Origin of the sequence: Mycobacterium uberis, assembly GCF_003408705.1 — a bacterium.
GTDB classification, from domain to species: Bacteria; Actinomycetota; Actinomycetes; order Mycobacteriales; family Mycobacteriaceae; genus Mycobacterium; species Mycobacterium uberis.
On sequence record NZ_QAYL01000002.1, the window covers coordinates 149,664 to 167,162 of the forward strand.

Annotated in this window: 13 protein-coding genes and 2 pseudogenes; 9 read left to right on the forward strand and 6 right to left on the reverse strand. The window is 58.3% G+C overall.

All coding sequences use genetic code 11. The features are described from left to right. Positions 1-22 precede the first annotated feature (22 nt). The 3 genes and pseudogenes from MUBE_RS02765 to MUBE_RS02770 all read left to right on the forward strand — a co-directional run. Positions 23-268: a hypothetical protein gene (locus tag MUBE_RS02765; RefSeq protein ID WP_133297026.1), complete on the forward strand. Its 246-nt coding sequence runs from the start codon at positions 23-25 to the stop codon at positions 266-268. Positions 269-663: 395 nt separating this feature from the next. After that, positions 664-801 carry a hypothetical protein gene (locus tag MUBE_RS15420; protein ID WP_165849659.1) on the forward strand — a complete coding sequence of 46 codons (138 nt, stop codon included), beginning with the start codon at positions 664-666 and terminating at the stop codon, positions 799-801. 108 nt (positions 802-909) lie between these two features. After that, positions 910-1,823, forward strand: a pseudogene (locus MUBE_RS02770) (FAD-binding oxidoreductase); the annotation flags it as partial. A gap of 383 nt (positions 1,824-2,206) precedes the next feature. On the opposite strand, the pseudogene MUBE_RS19760 reads toward MUBE_RS02770, so the two are convergent. The 3 genes and pseudogenes from MUBE_RS19760 to MUBE_RS02785 all read right to left on the reverse strand — a co-directional run bounded on the left by MUBE_RS19760 (position 2,207) and on the right by MUBE_RS02785 (position 5,768). Further along, a pseudogene (locus MUBE_RS19760) lies at positions 2,207-2,715 on the reverse strand (ferredoxin reductase domain-containing protein). Between the two features lie 192 nt (positions 2,716-2,907). After that, the gene (locus MUBE_RS02780; RefSeq protein ID WP_116539394.1) at positions 2,908-4,047 is read right to left on the reverse strand and encodes an acyltransferase family protein; all 1,140 of its coding nucleotides are present in this window, start codon (positions 4,045-4,047) and stop codon (positions 2,908-2,910) included. Further along, positions 4,044-5,768, reverse strand: coding sequence for a DEAD/DEAH box helicase (locus MUBE_RS02785; RefSeq protein WP_116539395.1), 1,725 nt, complete (start codon positions 5,766-5,768; stop codon positions 4,044-4,046). Before MUBE_RS02785 ends, MUBE_RS02780 begins: the two co-directional genes overlap by 4 nt. A gap of 139 nt (positions 5,769-5,907) precedes the next feature. Here MUBE_RS02785 and MUBE_RS02790 point away from each other — a divergent pair, with 139 nt between their 5' ends. The 3 genes from MUBE_RS02790 (at position 5,908) to MUBE_RS15020 (ending at position 10,597) form a co-directional block, all read left to right on the forward strand. Further along, positions 5,908-6,513 (forward strand): LppP/LprE family lipoprotein, encoded by a 606-nt coding sequence (locus MUBE_RS02790; protein WP_116539396.1) that lies wholly within the window; start codon positions 5,908-5,910, stop codon positions 6,511-6,513. A 56-nt stretch (positions 6,514-6,569) separates the two neighbouring features. Next, entirely contained in the window at positions 6,570-10,001 is a 3,432-nt protein-coding gene (locus MUBE_RS02795; protein ID WP_116539397.1) for a TM0106 family RecB-like putative nuclease, read from the forward strand. Positions 10,002-10,324: 323 nt separating this feature from the next. Continuing rightward, positions 10,325-10,597, forward strand: coding sequence for a hypothetical protein (locus tag MUBE_RS15020; protein WP_133297027.1), 273 nt, complete (start codon positions 10,325-10,327; stop codon positions 10,595-10,597). A 129-nt stretch (positions 10,598-10,726) separates the two neighbouring features. Here MUBE_RS15020 and MUBE_RS02810 read toward each other — a convergent pair whose 3' ends face one another. Genes MUBE_RS02810 through MUBE_RS18810 form a run of 3 tightly spaced genes read right to left on the reverse strand, consistent with a single transcriptional unit; the run spans position 10,727 to position 11,470 of the window. Beyond that, entirely contained in the window at positions 10,727-11,086 is a 360-nt protein-coding gene (locus MUBE_RS02810) for a hypothetical protein (RefSeq protein ID WP_116539400.1), read from the reverse strand. Beyond that, positions 11,079-11,330: a hypothetical protein gene (locus MUBE_RS02815; protein WP_116539401.1), complete on the reverse strand. Its 252-nt coding sequence runs from the start codon at positions 11,328-11,330 to the stop codon at positions 11,079-11,081. The genes MUBE_RS02810 and MUBE_RS02815 overlap by 8 nt, the downstream gene beginning before the upstream one ends. Positions 11,331-11,353: 23 nt before the next feature. Then, entirely contained in the window at positions 11,354-11,470 is a 117-nt protein-coding gene (locus MUBE_RS18810) for an MFS transporter (protein WP_165849660.1), read from the reverse strand. Positions 11,471-11,945: 475 nt separating this feature from the next. On the opposite strand from MUBE_RS18810, the gene MUBE_RS02825 reads away from it, so the two are divergent. The 3 genes from MUBE_RS02825 (at position 11,946) to MUBE_RS02835 (ending at position 17,428) form a co-directional block, all read left to right on the forward strand. After that, positions 11,946-12,725 (forward strand): hypothetical protein, encoded by a 780-nt coding sequence (locus MUBE_RS02825; RefSeq protein WP_207801632.1) that lies wholly within the window; start codon positions 11,946-11,948, stop codon positions 12,723-12,725. A 186-nt stretch (positions 12,726-12,911) separates the two neighbouring features. Continuing rightward, the gene (locus MUBE_RS02830; protein WP_116539403.1) at positions 12,912-16,604 is read left to right on the forward strand and encodes a multifunctional oxoglutarate decarboxylase/oxoglutarate dehydrogenase thiamine pyrophosphate-binding subunit/dihydrolipoyllysine-residue succinyltransferase subunit; all 3,693 of its coding nucleotides are present in this window, start codon (positions 12,912-12,914) and stop codon (positions 16,602-16,604) included. Beyond that, positions 16,604-17,428 (forward strand): SDR family NAD(P)-dependent oxidoreductase, encoded by an 825-nt coding sequence (locus MUBE_RS02835; RefSeq protein WP_116539404.1) that lies wholly within the window; start codon positions 16,604-16,606, stop codon positions 17,426-17,428. Before MUBE_RS02830 ends, MUBE_RS02835 begins: the two co-directional genes overlap by 1 nt. Positions 17,429-17,499 lie beyond the last annotated feature (71 nt).

Genomic DNA, 17,499 nt, shown 5'->3' on the forward strand with positions numbered 1-17,499 from the left:
TCCACCATTTAGTTGTCCCTAGGTGATGTTACAACGTGGGGATAACATACGGGACTCGTCTATCGCAGCCGGCTCAACCACACTCCCCTTGCTCGTCTCGACACTGATCACCATCACCACAATGTGGATCATCGCGGGAGCCTTCAGGGTAGTTGACCCTCGCGATTGTCGCGTCGCGGCTCTAGGGCGCCGGCAAGCCGCACCACGCAACCCAACCCAACCGCAGGGGCTGGTATCCGGGATCGCCGACGGGCTGCGTTTCGTGTGAAGCCTGCGGATCTTCTGCACAGTGGGAACAATCGACTTGGCGACCACCACAATGTACCTGCCGATGGAAAGCGTGCTGTTTCCGAATGACTGTCAACGACCGGCATAGCCACAGTAGCTAAGCTGGATATTGATGGCCCTTTTGATGAGCAGTCTGGCAGGCACGGCTACATAAGCCATCTTAATCACAACACGCGCGCCGGCGCACAATTATGCTGACCGTAATCCTGACTTTAGGTTCAGCGACGGTGTTAATCGCGTTTCTGCCGCCGTTGTCGATCATCCTGGTATTGGCCGCACCGATCTACATACTCTATGAGCTGATTACACCAGTCTATAGCTGTATGGCACACACTTAGGTGCCACACTATCTGCGCAGCCGGGTGGATCGAGGTGATGACGCCGTTGGTGTTTATCGCCGGCCTGTTGGGCCTGCTGCTCGCCTGTCCGTTGATCTACGCCGCCGGATTACGGACAGCATTTTTGGAATTGGCGTTGTCCATCGTGTTGGCCGGGTTTGTCTGTGTCAGGTGACCGTCGCTGCACGAGCTGGACCACACACCGAAGTTGGTCGTCGATCCCAGACCGTAGTATCGGGGCGTAGGTGCCCTGACCAGCATCATCGCCACCCTGCCCAACGGGATGGTGGTCACCGACCCAGCCGTCACTAAAAGCTACCGGTACGACCGCACCCTGGACCCATCGGCCGGCAAACCGCTAGCCGTGGTTCGGCCACAACGCACCGGCGAGGTGCAGACCGTGCTGCGCTGAGCCAGTGCCAATCGGGTACCCGTAGGTAGCCGGCAACGGCCTATCGGGCGGTGCTACCACGTTGGATGACGAAGGATCGTGATATCGACGGAAAAGATGCGTGACATCACCGTTGACCCTGTCCCCGCACCGCGATGTGCCAGCCTGACCTGTTCAACGTGGAGGTGCAGAAGGCCGCTGCCGAACATGGGCTTATGCTATCCGCCCGACCCGTCGTCATCCGAGATATGCAACATCGGTGGCAGCATTGCCACAAGTGCCGGCAGGTTGTGCTGTGGCGAAATGCGGCATCACCATCGACTCCGTACTGGACATACGGATGCTGCTAGCCGATAGCACCGCGGTTCGGTTAAGTGGTCCCCACGGCTCAAAGACTTCGCGGAGCTGAGCCTGACAAAGCTCTCCGTTGGCAGCGAAAGACACGCTGGGCATCATCACAGAAGGGAGGCTGCGGCTGTTGCCCGTCCAAAACGCGTCCAGCAATTGTGGTGGCCACCTTCGCCTCGATCCAGGCGGCTGTCGATGCGATGCTGGAGGCTCCGCTTGGCTGCGTCTCGCAATGCTCGAATTCATGGATTCGGTAGCAATTAATGTCGTCGAGTACACCTTCCGGATGGACCTGGACCGCGAGGCGGTCGCCATGCTGGTAGCCAACTCCGACGAATTTGGGCACACAGGCACCGAACACACCGAACTAATCACGGCACTTTTCGCCAAAAAGCATTGTAACAAAAGTACTTTCTACGATTTATCCCGACAAGGCCGAGGTGTTTGTTGCCGCCCAATGTGGGTCCAAGATGTGATCGCGATGGGCTGATACCATCCCAGCACCTCGCAGGCCCTGGTCGCAGCTGTCACCGTTGCAACATTTGACGCAGTTCCCGTCTAGAATACCTAAGGCACCCACACAACCAGCGCCACCCGGAACGGGGGTGCACCACCACCGGTAACGCCACCGCTACCGAGGGCAAGACGCCACATGCCCACACCGCAGCCAAGAGACTAGGAGGAAGTGCTAGTGCGCTCGCCCTCTGACACTCGGAGGAGGCCCACTGCATTTCAAGAATGCGCATAGCATCCAAGTAGGGTCACAACGGCCCGAAGTAGCGATGTCTTCCGGCACGGCATCAGCTGAACTGTAGGCCTGGCGCGTGTCCCACCAATCCGGTCAGGCCACCCAGTAAGCTTGCACTTTAATGGATTTTTCACCATGCGATAGTCCTGCCGCCCAGCTGAAATGATCGCTCACATCGAACGCTGCCGACCGCACGGTCTCGAGAAACTTGTCGCCGTTCTTGCTGCCTACTCAGGTGAAACCGACACTACGCATCACGGGTAGGCATTTGTCGTCGTCGCAGCAGGCTTCGAGAAACACCTATACGGGAGCGCCCTCGATCGAGTCGAGTAGGGAGTTGATCGCGAGTAAGAGTAATAACGTACCCGGTCGAGGGTGGTGTAGGGATGGCGAACTTGCTACCTAAAACCGTCACCCTGATGGTGTCACCGGCCTGTGCGACTCGTGCCCACTCTGACGCACAACCGTCGCACAACGCGAACTCGATATTCACCGTACTGACCGCCAAATTGGGATTTGCCAGCGGTATAACCACGTTGGTTCCCACCAGCGAACCACATCCGTATCCACATCGTCGGATACACGGAACACTCGGCAAGCATCCCATCGTTATCGGAGCTCAACCCCAAGTAGCACGAGCCAATCTCGCGTCGGTCGGTTACAGTGAGTTGGTAGTCGCCAGCACACAATAGCTTCAGCACCGTGACGGTCTAAATTCGGTCAGAGGCCCTGACATCCCTCATCACCAACTGCTAATTTAGGACAGGGTAACCTAATATGTCTGAAGATTCTGTTTAGTTTCGGACGCTCGTGCAGTGATGCAGCAGCCAGGCCAAGGGGATCGTCAGCGCGAGCGTGACAACGATGAGATTCAGCATCGAGCCGGTGTAAACGTGATCTCGGACCACATAGACCATCGCGAACTCCATCGTCACCAGATGGATCAGGAAGATTTCGTAGGAAATCTCGCCCAGCCACACCATCGGCCGGCTAGCCAACAGTCGTGAATACCACCCCAGATCACCTAGCACCAGCGGCGCCACCACCAACATGGCAATCGCTGCGTAGAAGCCCGTTTTGAACAGCGCCTCCCCCAACGACGTTGGCGAGGTGGTTGGCGCGCCGGCGATCGGCGTCGACACAATGAAGTAGCAAATGATCGCCAGCGGTATGGCCCCGAACGCGTAGCAGTGCACACCCATTGCCTGCAGCACGGCCAGTATCATGCCGCCGAGGAACCAGGCCAGGTAGGTCGGCAGCCACAGCCGAGCGCCGTCGGGAAACCAGTGACCGACATGCACCAGGATCAACCATCCCGGGCTGATCAACAATGTCCCCGCAAGAGCGGTCAACATCAACTTCGGCTGCCATCGCCGCTGACAGAGCAGTACCAACAATAGATATGCCAGCAACGGTAGCGCCACGTAGAAAGCGACCTCCACCGCGAGGCTCCACATCTGGGTGAGACCCTGGTGCAGATACGCACCTAGGTAGCCGTCAGTATAGATCTGCGTCAGTGTGAGGTTGCGGATCAATCCCACCCAGCTGTGTCCAGGGTTCGGCCCAGCTGCCCGGAAATGGTATAGGACGTAGGCCAACAACACAGTGATCACGTACGCAGGCATGATACGTTGAACCCGGTACCACGCGTATCGGCTCACCGAAGGTGGCGGACTGCCAGTAACAGCTGATTTCACCCACGGGCGGAACAGTAAGAAGCCAGATAGCACAAAGAAGATCGGGACGCCAATCTCCAAGCGAGCACCGACCAGGCCCCAATAACCTTGAGCGTACTTGCCGGTAGTGTATGCCGCGTGGGTGCCAACGACCAGGAGGGCGGCGGCCGCGCGGATTCCGGTCAGCGAAGCGACCCAATCCACCTGCGACACCGACTCCAGTCTGCTTTGGGCGTCTCTTTTCTTGAACAGCGTCATTCGGTATGTTTTCTACGCGATTTACCGCCATCACGCCCACGGGTTTTCTCGGGTGGACGATCGGGTTGAAGGTCGATCAGAACTCCTGAAATACGTGTTTTCTCAAGCTTTTTCAGCTTGGCACTGGGCAACTTGGCCGGAAGCTCTACCAGAGAGAAGTCTAACCCAATGGTGATATGGCCAAAGTCGCTGCGATGCAAACCTCCCTCGTTGGCAATAGCGCCCACAATCGCACCTGGACCAACCTTATGCCGTTTGCCCACAGCGATGCGATACAACATGAAGTTCTTTTCATTCCTTGTCTTTTCGGAACAATTCCGACGTGCGTCACTACGCTGATTTTTGGCCCCTTTGGGCTCCTTCGTCCGCTGAGGCGACGGTTCAGGCGCCATCAAGAACGCTTCGCCGTCACGGGATTGCAACGCCAGTGCCGCGGCAATATCAGCCATCGGGACATTGTGCTCGCGTTCGTAATCCTCGACCAGTCTGCGAAATAACTCGATTCCCGGATCGCCGAGCGCGTCGGTGATGGAATCACTGAATTTAGCTACCCGCTGTGCATTGACATGTTCGACAGTAGGCAACTCGGCCGCGATAAGCGCTTGCTTGGTAGCTTTTTTAATTGACTTTAGCAGGTGGCGCTCCCGTGGGGAAACGAACAATAGCGCCTTCCCCGAGCGGCCAGCCCTGCCCGTGCGTCCAATCCGGTGCACATAGGACTCGGTGTCGTGTGGAATATCATAATTGAGCACATGCGATATCCGCTCCACATCTAGTCCACGCGCAGCGACATCGGTGGCAACCAGGATGTCGGTGACACCTTCTCGCAGAGCGGTGATGGTCCGCTCGCGCTGTCCTTGTGGAATGTCACCGTTAATAGCCGCGGCAGAGAATCCTCGGGCACGTAGTCTCTCGGCAACCTCTTCAGTCGCCTGTTTGGTGCGGACAAAGACGATCATCGCCTCGAATGGCTCGACTTCCAGGACACGAGTCAGTGCGTCCATTTTGCGTGGACCGGCAACGTAGATGTAATGCTGCGAAATATTCTCGGCAGTAGCACTTTTCGCTTTGAAAGTGATTTCGAGCGGATCGTGTAAGTACTTGGTAGTGAGTTTGCGGATCGCTGGTGGCATGGTCGCCGAAAACAGAGCTACCTGTTTGTATTCCGGGGTTTCAGAAAGGATACGCTCAACGTCTTCCGCGAAACCCATGGTGAGCATCTCGTCGGCCTCGTCGAGCACCAAGTAGTCCAGTCGCGACAGGTTCAGCGTGCCACGTTCGAGATGGTCGATGACGCGGCCAGGGGTACCAACCACGACCTGTGCACCACGTCTGAGCCCGGCTAGTTGCACACTATACGATGACCCGCCGTAGATTGATAGCACGTTGACCTGCGGCAGATAAGCCCCGTAACGACTGAACGCCTCAGCTACCTGCAAAGCCAGCTCACGAGTGGGCGCCAGCACCAGAGCTTGAGTTGCTTTGCTCGTGATGTCGATTTTAGACAGGATCGGGATCGCGAAAGCCGCTGTCTTGCCGGTGCCGGTCTGCGCTAGTCCGACCACATCTGAACCTGCCATTAGCGCCGGAATCGTCGCCGCCTGAATAGCTGTCGGTGATTCGTAGCCAACGTCGACAATTGCCCGCAAGACACGCGGATGGATCTGCAAATCGGTAAACGCTTCAACGGATGTCACAGGCGTGTTGTCTGGGATAGCCATCGCACATGGAGTTTAATGGTTATCGTCAATCTAGTGGAGCTGGACACAGCAGGTCCATAGGTCACGAGCGTCCATGTAGGTACCGCGACACGCCACATCAGCCGTACAATTGCGGACACTTGCGACAGCAAGCGGTACCGTGCCCGATGTGTGGTCACCACCCTGTCCCGAGTCACTGCCGGGTATGGTCGCTGTCTTATTGGTCACCACGACGTTGACCGGCTGTGGTTCAGAGGACTCTACGGTCGCAAAGACGCCAGTGGCCCTCTCGACCACCGGAGCCACGTCAATCATTATCTCTACTGCATCGATCCCACCATCCGCGACGGCTGCCCCGCCAACTAGCAGCGCGCCACCGGCCGATCCATGCGCGGTCAATCTTGCCTCACCCAACATCGCCAGGGCGATCTCCGAGCTGCCCCGCGATCCGCGCAGTGCGCAACCCTGGAATCCCGAACCGTTAGCCGGTAACTACAACGAGTGCACCCAGCTATCGGCGGTTATCATCAAGGCCAACACAAACACAGTCAACCCCACCACTCGAGCGGTACTGTTTCATCTTGGCCAATTCATCCCGCAAGGAGTGCCCGACACATACGGGTTCAATGGCATTAGCCCGGCTCAGACCACCGATGACACGGTGGCGTTGACCTACCCTAGCGGCATTAACAGCATAACTACCGCGGTGAGGTTTCATTGGAACGGCAACGCGGTTGAGCTTATCGGTAACGCCACAGGCGACTAGCCGCGCAGCCAAGTAGTACCCCGTTACCGTCGGACCTTTCACCTACAGTTATTGCCGTGTTTGTCACCGATGAGACCATCGTCTACAGCGCATCAGATCTCGCCACCGCAGCCCAGTGCGAGTACGCTCTACTTCGGGATTTCGACGCGAGATTAGGCTGGGGCCCCATCGTCACCACCACCGAAGACGAACTGTTCGCGCGAACAAGCACTCTGGGTGCCGACCATGAGCAGCGTCATCTTGACCAATTGCGCCACAAGTTCGGCGATGCGGTTGCGGTTATTGGCCGTCCAGCGAACACGCGCACCGGGTTCGCCGCCGCCGCCGAGGCGACTCAGCGCGCCATCGCCAACCGCGCTCCGGCGGTGTATCAGGCCACAGTGTTCGACGGCCGCTTTGTCGGGTTCGCCGACTTCCTGCTACGCGACGGTGACCGATATCGGATCGTTGATACCAAGCTAGCGCGTTCACCTAAGGTCACTGCGTTATTGCAGCTAGCTGCCTACGCCGATGCACTAGCGCACGTGGGCGTCCCGGTTACACCTGAGGCCGAGCTACGGCTCGGCAACGGAACCATCGTTTCCTACCGGGTCTGCAACTTGATCCCGGTGTACCGGTACCAGCGCGCGCTACTGCAGCGACTGCTCGACCGCCACTATGCTGCAGGAGCTGCGGTGTGCTGGGAAGACAACGAGGTGCGGGCGTGTTTGCGCTGTCCACAGTGCACCGAACAGTTGCGGGCAACCGACGATCTGCTGCTTATAGCAGGTATGCGAGTAAGCCAGCGCGACAAGCTTCTGGACGTCGGAATTACTACCATCACCGAGCTGGCCAATCATTCCGGCCCGGTACCTGACCTGTCTTCCAACGTGCTCAGCAAGCTAACCGCACAGGCCAAACTGCAAATCCGTCAACGTGACACTGGCATTCCGCAATTCGAGATCGTTGACCCGCAGCCGCTTACACTGTTGCCCAAGCCGGATCCTGGTGACCTATTTTTCGACTTCGAGGGTGATCCGCTGTGGACAGCCGACGGCCAAGAATGGGGCTTGGAATACCTGTTCGGCATCTTAGGCACCGAACCTGCCGGTAACTTCCACCCACTGTGGGCGCACAACCGTATAGACGAACGCAAGGCGCTCACTGAATTTCTGGCAATGGTGGCCAAGCGCCGTAAGCGTCGACCACAGATGCACATCTATCACTACGCGCCCTATGAGAAGACTGCACTGTTGCGACTTGCCGGACGATACGGGGTCGGTGAGGACGAAGTCGACGAGCTACTGCGCAGCGGGACGTTGGTTGACCTTTACCCTTTGGTACGCAAAAGTATTCGCGTAGGTGCTGAATCGTTTAGTCTGAAGGCGCTTGAGCCTCTATATATGGGAGCACAACTGCGCGCCGGCGACGTAACCACCGCTGCCGACTCGATCACCGGCTATGGGTGGTACTGCGAATTGCGTACTGCAGGCAGATCTGACGAGGCGGAAACCGTACTCAAGGAGATCGAAAACTACAACCACTACGACTGCCGGTCCACTCGTGAACTACGCAACTGGCTGCTTTTGCGTGCACACGAAGCCGGTATCATACCGACTGGCGCTCAACCAGTTTTCCAGGGGAAAACCACTGACGATAGCAGAAATTCTACAGCAACTTTGCCGGCCTTGTCAATTTTCACTGGTGATGCCGCCGTCGGCGACCGCACACCCGAGCAGACCGCCATCGCCTTAGTAGCCGCAGCATGCGGCTACTACCAACGCGAGGATAAGCCGTTCTGGTGGAAGCACTTTGACCGGCTCAACTTTCCTGTTGACGAATGGTCCGACAACACAGACGTCTTCATTGCCGACGACGCGTCGGTCATCGTCGATTGGCATACACCTCCTCGCGCACGCAAGCCACAGCGACGGGTGCGACTGCGTGGCGGGTTGGCACGTGGTGAACTCAGTTCGGTAGTATTTGCACTCTATGAGCCTCCGTCTTCGCCTGGGATGACTGCCCACCCCAACCGGCGAACCGCCGGTCGAGCCGAGGTTGTCGAAGCCGACGACCCGTCGGTACCCACCGAGGTGGTCATTGTGGAGCGAGTAGGAAATAGTGGAAAAACATTTCATCAGTTGCCGTTCGCGCTGACCCCGGGGCCACCTATAGCAACTACAGTCCTGCGGGATTCGATCGAATCAACGGCTACTGCGCTGGCCGCCAGCTTGCCACAACTACCCCGCACCGCGCTGATCGACATTTTGCTACGCCGTGAGCCCCGAACCCGCAGCGGTGCCCCACTACCGCGTGACACCGACACGGTCGCTGCCATTACCGCTGCGGTGCTGGACTTGGATTCATCATACCTGGCCATACATGGGCCACCCGGGACCGGCAAGACGCACACCGCCGCGCACGTCATCACACGGTTGGTCAGCAACTATGCCTGGCGCATTGGCGTTGTCGCGCAATCGCATACTGCGGTGGAGAACCTCTTGGACGGTGTGATCGCAGCCGGCCTCGATGCACGACGAGTCGCAAAGAAACGGCATGGCCGCAGCGCTACACGCTGGCAAGAGATTGACGGGAACAAGTACCCGATCTTCATTGCCGACCCCGCTGGATGCGTAATCGGTGGTACGGCATGGGATTTCGCTAACCGCAATCGGGTGCCTCCGGGAAGTCTCGATTTACTAATAATCGACGAGGCCGGCCAGTTCTGTTTGGCCAATACCATCGCCGTGGCACCTGCAGCAGCCAATCTCATGCTACTCGGCGACCCGCAACAGCTACCACAGGTCAGTCAAGGCACTCATCCCGAACCGGTCGATACCTCCGCGTTGAATTGGCTGGTTGACGGTCAGCAAACCCTGCCAGATGCACATGGTTACTTTCTGGATCGCTCCTACCGAATGCATCCGACGGTCTGTGCCGCAGTCTCGACACTGTCCTACGAAGGCAGATTACATACCCACGCTAAGTACACAGCAGCGCGATACCTCGATGAGTATAAACCCGGTGTGCATGTACTTACCGTTCACCACCAGGGAAATTCGACAGAGAGCCCCGAAGAGGCCGACGCGATCACCGCAGAAATAGAACGGCTGCTCGGCACGTCGTGGACTGATGAGCACGGCACCCGGCCGTTGGATGCCTCCAATGTCTTAGTACTGGCGCCATATAATACTCAGGTGACGCTGATGCGTCAACGATTGATATCTGCCGGGCTCGGTGGAGTGCGAGTCGGGACAGTGGACAAGTTCCAAGGCGGGCAGGCTCCAATAGTCTTCATCTCGATGACCGCCTCATCTGCTGACATGGTACCACGAGGAATTTCATTTCTGCTCAACAGGAACCGGCTTAACGTCGCCGTCAGTCGAGCGCAATATGCGGCAGTAATCGTGCGCTCGGAGACGTTGACCGACTATCTGCCCGCCACGCCCGTTGGCTTGATTGACTTGGGCGCATTTTTGATGCTGGCGGCATTCGATGCGGCCGGCTGACCGAAATCTAGTAAAGTCTGCTTACTGGATGCTTGCCGGCCGATAGCCGACGAAATCGCCCGAATCGCGACAGTAAGGTCAATTTGGCGGTGTTTCATCGTCGATGAGCCGATGACGACCAGAACCGATCTGACGTTGCACCAGCGACGTAAGCAGGTCGCTTTTGACGAAACGGCGGAAGCACTGACAGATTTCGATGTGAGCAACGTTGAAGTATCAACTCGACATAGTCATTATCATCTTCGTCATAGCCACCACTGCAATCGCCGTCTTCGGGGACCAGACAGGGTCGCTCACCGGTAGCATGACTCATCGCCGAAGCCGTGCCACCGACCACAAACAGGGCGGCGATAATTCCGAACAAGGCGACAAACGCGGACAACAGTATCGACTTCTACATAGCGGCCGATGACAGGCTACGCAGCCACTCGGGCAGCGTCAAGGCGTTGGAGTCGCTGGGCGCGTACCCGCCGCACAGGATCCACGGTATGTCAGCACTGATCCACAACATCATGCAATACGGCTATTCTCATGTTGCCGAGCACGGCTCCGAGTTGGAGGATCGCACTGGACACAGCAGAGCCCTCACCGACTAGTTGCGACGCCCACTTGCGGATCGCGGTGACGGTCAATGGCGACCACACCAACACCGACCTGCCGCCGATTACGCGGAGCAGTCGCACCAACCACTGGATTGGTGCACCCGGGTCCATCTTGAACGAGATTCACGTCAGCGCGATCAACAGCGCCATCGTCGCGAACGCCCCAACCGCCACTCCGACATTGCACAGACTGAATTCTCGGTAGCTGAAGATATCGACTGGGATCCGCGGCTCGCGGGTACCAATTTCCTGCCGATAATAATGAATGTTACCAGGAACCCGACGCCTACGACGAGCGTCGCCTAGACCCACGGCGCACAACGAGCAGATTGCCCCTGCTGTAGTCGGAAGACGATCAGAAACGTTCCAGCTCCGGATAACACGACGCTGACCAAGTCGAACCGATGCTCCTGTGTGGGGCAGCACCAGCACCAACCAAACCGTCATCGCCAAGCCGACGACACCGACGGGGACGTTAACCACTGCCAGCCCAGCCCGTCATCAACGCACCACCGACCAATGGCCCCAGCAGGTTGACAGCACCGGCAATCGCCCTTACATGCTCATCGCGGTACCGGCGGCATTGCGCTGGACAAATCCGGGTGATAGTCGACAAAGCTTGCGGAGGAAGCACCCCAGTGCCAACACCTTGCATGACCCAAACAGCGATTAACATGGCGGCGCCACCCGACAACCCACACCACGCCGAAGCGGCAGTAAATACCACCCAGACCGATTAGGTAGCGGCTCTTAAGGGCCGAACCTATCGCCCAACCGCCCGGCCACCAGCAACGCCGCCGCATAACCCAGCAAGTAGACGCTGGTCACCCCGATAACGGCATCATACCCGACACTCAAGTCGGCCATAGTAGCCGGGTTCGCGATGGCGACGATGTCGCGTATCGAGCACGATCATGAAGAAACCAGTCACCATCGTCCACAGCGCATACCATGAGTTTGCGGAGTCGATGCGAACCGATGCCATTTGCCCACCTCGTTCAGTTTCCGACAAGGTGTCGCGTCGCGCGGCCTTGGCATGCGTCCGATCACGGTCGTCGTTTAGCCTCGGTGCCGAAGATGCAGCTAACCAGCAACGCTAAGCTGATAGGTCATCGTAATCCCTCCTGTCCGGAATATCCCTCCCCGTCCGGTCGACCAACGGGCCCAACAGCCCACATCATCCCAACCTAAATATTCAGTCCACATTATTTCGGCTGGGCAACCCAATTCGATTATTACCGAACTTGGCACCAAGACGCACGGTTCAGCATGATTGCCACTCTACCAGCGATAACTGGAACCGGAGTTAGCCTAAAAGCACGCCATTCATAGGAGAGGCAATATGTGCGCCCAACGAAACGGTCATCAAAATAGGTCCTGGAATCGGTCCCAACAGGACCAAAGTTCAGCCACTATAGGCGGCCACCCCAAAGCGTCTATCCGGGCACTGGCGCAGATCATCGAACGTAGTTCGCGGATACACAGCCCGGTGGCAGAAGCTTACGTGGCCTGGCTGCGACGTACACGCCCAGGTGCCAACCCGGCCGAAATCATCGCCACGTTGGAAAAGCGCTATCTGGCCGCGTTGACCGCAAGCGGTGCGGCGGTGGGTTCGGCGGCCACATTACCCGGAGTCGGGACGTTGGCTGCGGTGTCGGTCGGTGCCGGTGAGACGGTGTTCTTTCTGGAGGCGACTGCGGTCTTCGTACTAGCAATCGCGTCAGTGTATGGCATCCCCACCGACCACCGGGAACGACGTCGTGCGCTGATGTTAGCGGTGCTGGTCGGAGACAACACCCGGCGTGCCATCGGAGAACTGATCGGTCCGAACCGCACCACCGGGGGTTGGCTAACCAAGGGCATGGCCTCACTGCCGCTGTCAACGTGGACCCCACTTAATACACGGATACTCAAGTACACCGTCAAACGGTACACGATGCGTCGCGGAGCACTGATGTTTGGCAAAATGCTGCCGGTCGGTATCGGCGCCGCGGTGGGCGGCGCTGGCAATTGCATCGTGGGTAACAAGATTGTCCGCAATGCCCGCAACGCGTTCGGTACCGCGCCGTCGCACTGGCCAACCCCCCTGGTCCCGTCGCCAACGATTCATGAGGCTGGCTAGACCTCAACGAGGTGCAGAGCCCCGGCCCATCTGGCTGATCGCAGCCAAAGCGATAGCCTTTATGAGGAGCGGAGACCGTTCCATACCGCGGCGGGCACGAAGGATACCCCGCCAACCAAAGTGCAGATAGTTGCAAGCGTGGCTCAATGCGCTTGCAGGACAGAAGAATCGAGGCGAACAGCGGCCGTGGCCAACATAAGCTCACCATTCGGGCAAAACGAATGGCTGGTCGAAGAGATGTACCGCAAGTTCCGCGACGACCCCTCCTCGGTCGATCCAAGCTGGCATGAATTCCTGGTTGACTATAACCCCGAATCAACCGCCGAACCGGTGTCTGCGGTCCCGACCTCCGCTGGTAGATACCCTTCGTCCACACCTCAAGCAAAGTCAGCCGCAGCCACTGAACAGGCAACGAACAGGGCCAAACTCCCGGGCATCCCAGCGATAGCCAACGGGCCAGCCGGCCCTGTCGAAGGTGACGAATTGCAGGTACTGCGCGGTGCCGCCGCAGCGGTCGTCAAGAATATGTCCGCTTCACTGGACGTGCCAACGGCAACCAGCGTGCGAGCCGTCCCAGCCAAGCTGATGATCGACAATCGGACCATCATCAACAACCAACTCAAGCGCAACCGCGGCGGGAAGATCTCCTTCACACATTTGCTGGGCTACGCCTTGGTGCAGGCGGTCAAGAAGTTCCCAAACATCAACCGGCACTACGCGGAGATCTACGGCAAGCCCACCGCGGTGACGCCGGCCCACACCAATCTCGGCCTAGCGATCGACCTGCAAGGTAAAGACGGCAAGCGGTCCCTAGTGGTGGCCGGCATCAAGCGCTGTGACGAATTGCGCTTCGCGCAATTCGTCACAGCCTACGAAGATATCGTCCGCCGGGCCCGCGATGGCAAGCTAACCGCCGAAGACTTTGCCGGCGTTACGATCTCACTGACCAACCCCGGCACTATCGGCACCGTACATTCGGTGCCGCGGCTGATGGCTGGCCAGGGCGCTATCATAGGCGTGGGCGCCATGGAATACCCTGCCGAACTTCAAGGCGCTAGCGCAGAACGCATCGCCGAATTGGGCATTGGCAAGTTGATCACCCTGACTTCGACCTACGACCACCGCATCATCCAAGGCGCAGAATCAGGTGACTTCCTGCGCACAATCCATGAAATGCTACTCTCGGACAGCTTCTGGGACGAGATCTTCCGCGAGCTGTCGATCCCATATCTGCCGGTGCGCTGGCGCACCGACAACCCAGACTCGATCGTCGACAAGAACGCTCGTGTCATGGAGTTGATCGCAGCCTATCGCAACCGCGGCCATCTGATGGCCGACATCGATCCGCTGCGGTTGGATAACACCCGCTTCCGCAGTCATCCGGATCTCGACGTGCTGACCCACGGTCTGACGCTGTGGGATCTGGATCGGGTATTCAAGGTCAACGGCTTTGGCGGGTGTGAACACAAGAAGCTGCGTGACGTGCTGGGCTTGCTTCGCGACGCCTACTGTCGCCATATCGGCGTGGAGTACACCCACATCCTCGACTCCGAACAACAGGAGTGGCTGCAACAGCGGGTCGAGACCAGGCACGTTAAACCTACTGTAGCCGAACAGAAATACATCCTGAGCAAGCTCAACGCGGCCGAAGCCTTTGAAACGTTCCTGCATACCAAGTACGTCGGGCAAAAGCGATTCTCACTAGAAGGCGCCGAAAGCGTCATCCCGATGATGGATGCGGCGATCGACCAATGCGCCGAACATGGCCTGGACGAAGTGGTCATCGGGATGCCGCACCGTGGCCGGCTCAACGTGTTGGCCAACATCGTCGGCAAGCCATACTCACAAATATTCACCGAGTTCGAGGGCAATCTAAACCCGACACTGACACACGGCTCCGGCGATGTCAAATACCATCTCGGTGCTACCGGTTTGTATCTGCAAATGTTTGGCGACAACGACATTCAGGTATCGCTGACCGCCAACCCGTCACACCTAGAAGCCGTAGACCCAGTGCTCGAAGGTCTCGTCCGAGCCAAGCAAGACCTGCTCAGCAAGGATGTCGGCGACAACCAAGATGAAGTGTTTTCGGTGGTGCCGATGATGCTGCACGGGGACGCGGCCTTCGCCGGCCAAGGAGTCGTGGCCGAGACGCTAAACCTAGCGAATCTGCCCGGTTACCGTGTCGGCGGCACCATTCATATCGTAGTCAACAACCAGATCGGCTTCACTACCGCACCAGAATACTCCAGGTCCAGCGAATACTGCACGGATGTCGCCAAGATGGTCGGCGCGCCAATCTTCCACGTCAATGGCGACGACCCGGAAGCCTGCGTGTGGGTAGCCAAACTGGCGGTGGACTTCCGGCAAAGGTTTAAGAAAGACGTCATCATCGACATGCTGTGCTACCGCCGGCGCGGGCATAACGAGGGCGACGATCCGTCGATGACCAACCCGTACATGTATGACGTTGTCGATACCAAGCGCGGCGCCCGTAAGAGCTACACCGAAGCCTTGATCGGCCGTGGCGACATTTCGATGAAGGAAGCCGAGGACGCGCTGCGCGACTACCAGGGTCAGCTGGAGCGAGTGTTCAACGAGGTCCGCGACCTGGAGAAATACGGCGCGCAGCCCAGTGAGTCGGTGGAGTCCAACCAGATGATCCCCGCGGGGCTGTCCACCGCGGTGGACAAAGCGCTGCTGGCCCGCATTGGCGATGCATTCCTGGCAGTACCAGAGGGTTTCACCGTGCACCCGCGAGTACAGCCGGTGCTCGAGAAGCGCCGGGAGATGGCCTACGAAGGCAAGATCGACTGGGCTTTCGCCGAGTTACTGGCTCTAGGATCGCTGGTGGCTGAAGGCAAGCTAGTGCGTCTATCGGGCCAAGACACCAAGCGCGGCGCCTTCTCCCAACGGCATTCAGTGATCATTGACCGCCACACCGGCGAGGAATTCACTCCGTTGCAGCTGCTGGCCCGCAACCCTGACGGCAGCCTGACCGGTGGCAAGTTCTTGGTCTACGACTCGCCGCTGTCGGAGTACGCCGCTGTTGGTTTCGAATATGGCTACACGGTGGGCAACCCGGATGCCGTGGTGCTGTGGGAGGCGCAGTTCGGCGACTTCGTCAACGGTGCACAGTCAATCATTGATGAATTCATCAGTTCCGGTGAGGCTAAGTGGGGACAATTATCGACGGTGGTACTGCTACTGCCGCACGGGCACGAGGGGCAGGGCCCCGACCACACCTCTGGTCGCATCGAACGCTTCCTGCAGTTGTGGGCGGAGGGCTCGATGACCATTGCGGTGCCGTCGACTCCGTCAAACTACTTCCACTTGTTGCGCCGGCACGCTCTCGACGGTATTAAACGTCCGCTCATCGTGTTTACGCCCAAGTCGATGTTGCGCAACAAGGCCGCAGTCAGCGACATCAAGGACTTCACCGAGATCAAGTTCCGCTCAGTGTTGGAAGAACCCACCTACGAGGACGGTGTGGGCGACCGCAGCAAAGTCACTCGAATCTTGCTGACGAGCGGCAAACTTTACTATGAGCTAGCCGCCCGCAAAGCCAAGGACAATCGGGACGATGTCGCGATCGTGCGCCTAGAGCAGCTTGCCCCGCTGCCGAAACGTCGACTGCGCGAAATTATCGAACGCTACGCCGGCGTCCAAGAGTTTTTCTGGGTACAGGAGGAGCCGGCCAACCAAGGCACGTGGCCGTCGGTAGGCCTGATCTTGCCTGAGCTGCTGCCTGACTTACTCTGCGGCATCAAGCGCATTTCACGCCGGGCGATGTCGGCCCCATCATCAGGTTCGTCGAAGGTGCATGCTGTCGAGCAACAGGAGATCCTCGACATAGCATTCAGTGAGAGACGCTGCTAATGCAGGGGTTCACTGGCAAGGTCGCCGTTATCACCGGCGCTGGTTCAGGTATCGGACAAGCCTTGGCTATCGAACTGGCCCGTTCGGATGCCAAGCTGGCGATCAGCGATGTCGACACCGAAGGGCTCGCGCAAACCGAAGAACAGCTGAAAGCGATCGGCGCGTCGGTCAAGACCGACCGACTCGACGTGACCGAACGCGACGCGTTCTTGGCTTATGCCGACGCGGTCAACGAGCACTTCGGCAAAGTGAACCAGATCTACAACAACGCCGGCATTGCATTCACCGGAGATATCGAGGTCAGCCAGTTCAAGGACATCGAGCGGGTGATAGACGTCGATTATTGGGGTGTGGTGAACGGTACTAAGGCGTTTCTTCCATATTTGATTGCCTCTGGAGATGGCCATATTATCAACGTCTCGAGCGTGTTCGGCTTGTTCTCGGTACCGGGGCAGGCAGCGTACAACTCAGCTAAGTTCGCTGTCCGCGGCTTCACCGAAGCGCTGCGCGAAGAGATGGCGCTGGCCGGCCATCCGGTGAAAGTGACCATTGTGTACCCGGGCGGCATCAAAACCGCGATCGCCCGCAACGCCACCGCCGCCGAAGGAGTCGACGTGAGCAAGATGGCCAGCCGGTTCGACACGCGGGTGGCCCACACCAGCCCGCAGCGCGCTGCCCGGATCATCCTCAAAGCAGTGCACAAAAAGAAGGCACAAGTACTGGTCGGCCCGGACGCCAAGATATTGAACATAGTGGCCCGTTTGGGAGGATCTAAATATCAACGGCTGTTCGCGCAAATGGCGAGCCGGCTTATCCCCCATTAACACCAAAGCTGATGTTGCCGCTGGCACCGCCAACGTCAGTCGTTACCACCCGGGACGCACGCATCCTGGTG

Bases quoted from the DNA above. Each gene is read 5' to 3' on its own strand.
- MUBE_RS15420 (WP_165849659.1), top strand. From the start codon at position 664: ATGACGCCGTTGGTGTTTATCGCCGGCCTGTTGGGCCTGCTGCTCGCC.
- MUBE_RS02780 (WP_116539394.1), bottom strand. From the start codon at position 4,047: ATGACGCTGTTCAAGAAAAGAGACGCCCAAAGCAGACTGGAGTCGGTG.
- MUBE_RS02785 (WP_116539395.1), bottom strand. From the start codon at position 5,768: ATGGCTATCCCAGACAACACGCCTGTGACATCCGTTGAAGCGTTTACC.
- MUBE_RS18810 (WP_165849660.1), bottom strand. From the start codon at position 11,470: ATGGCCGACTTGAGTGTCGGGTATGATGCCGTTATCGGGGTGACCAGC.
- MUBE_RS02825 (WP_207801632.1), top strand. From the start codon at position 11,946: ATGTGCGCCCAACGAAACGGTCATCAAAATAGGTCCTGGAATCGGTCC.
- MUBE_RS02835 (WP_116539404.1), top strand. From the start codon at position 16,604: ATGCAGGGGTTCACTGGCAAGGTCGCCGTTATCACCGGCGCTGGTTCA.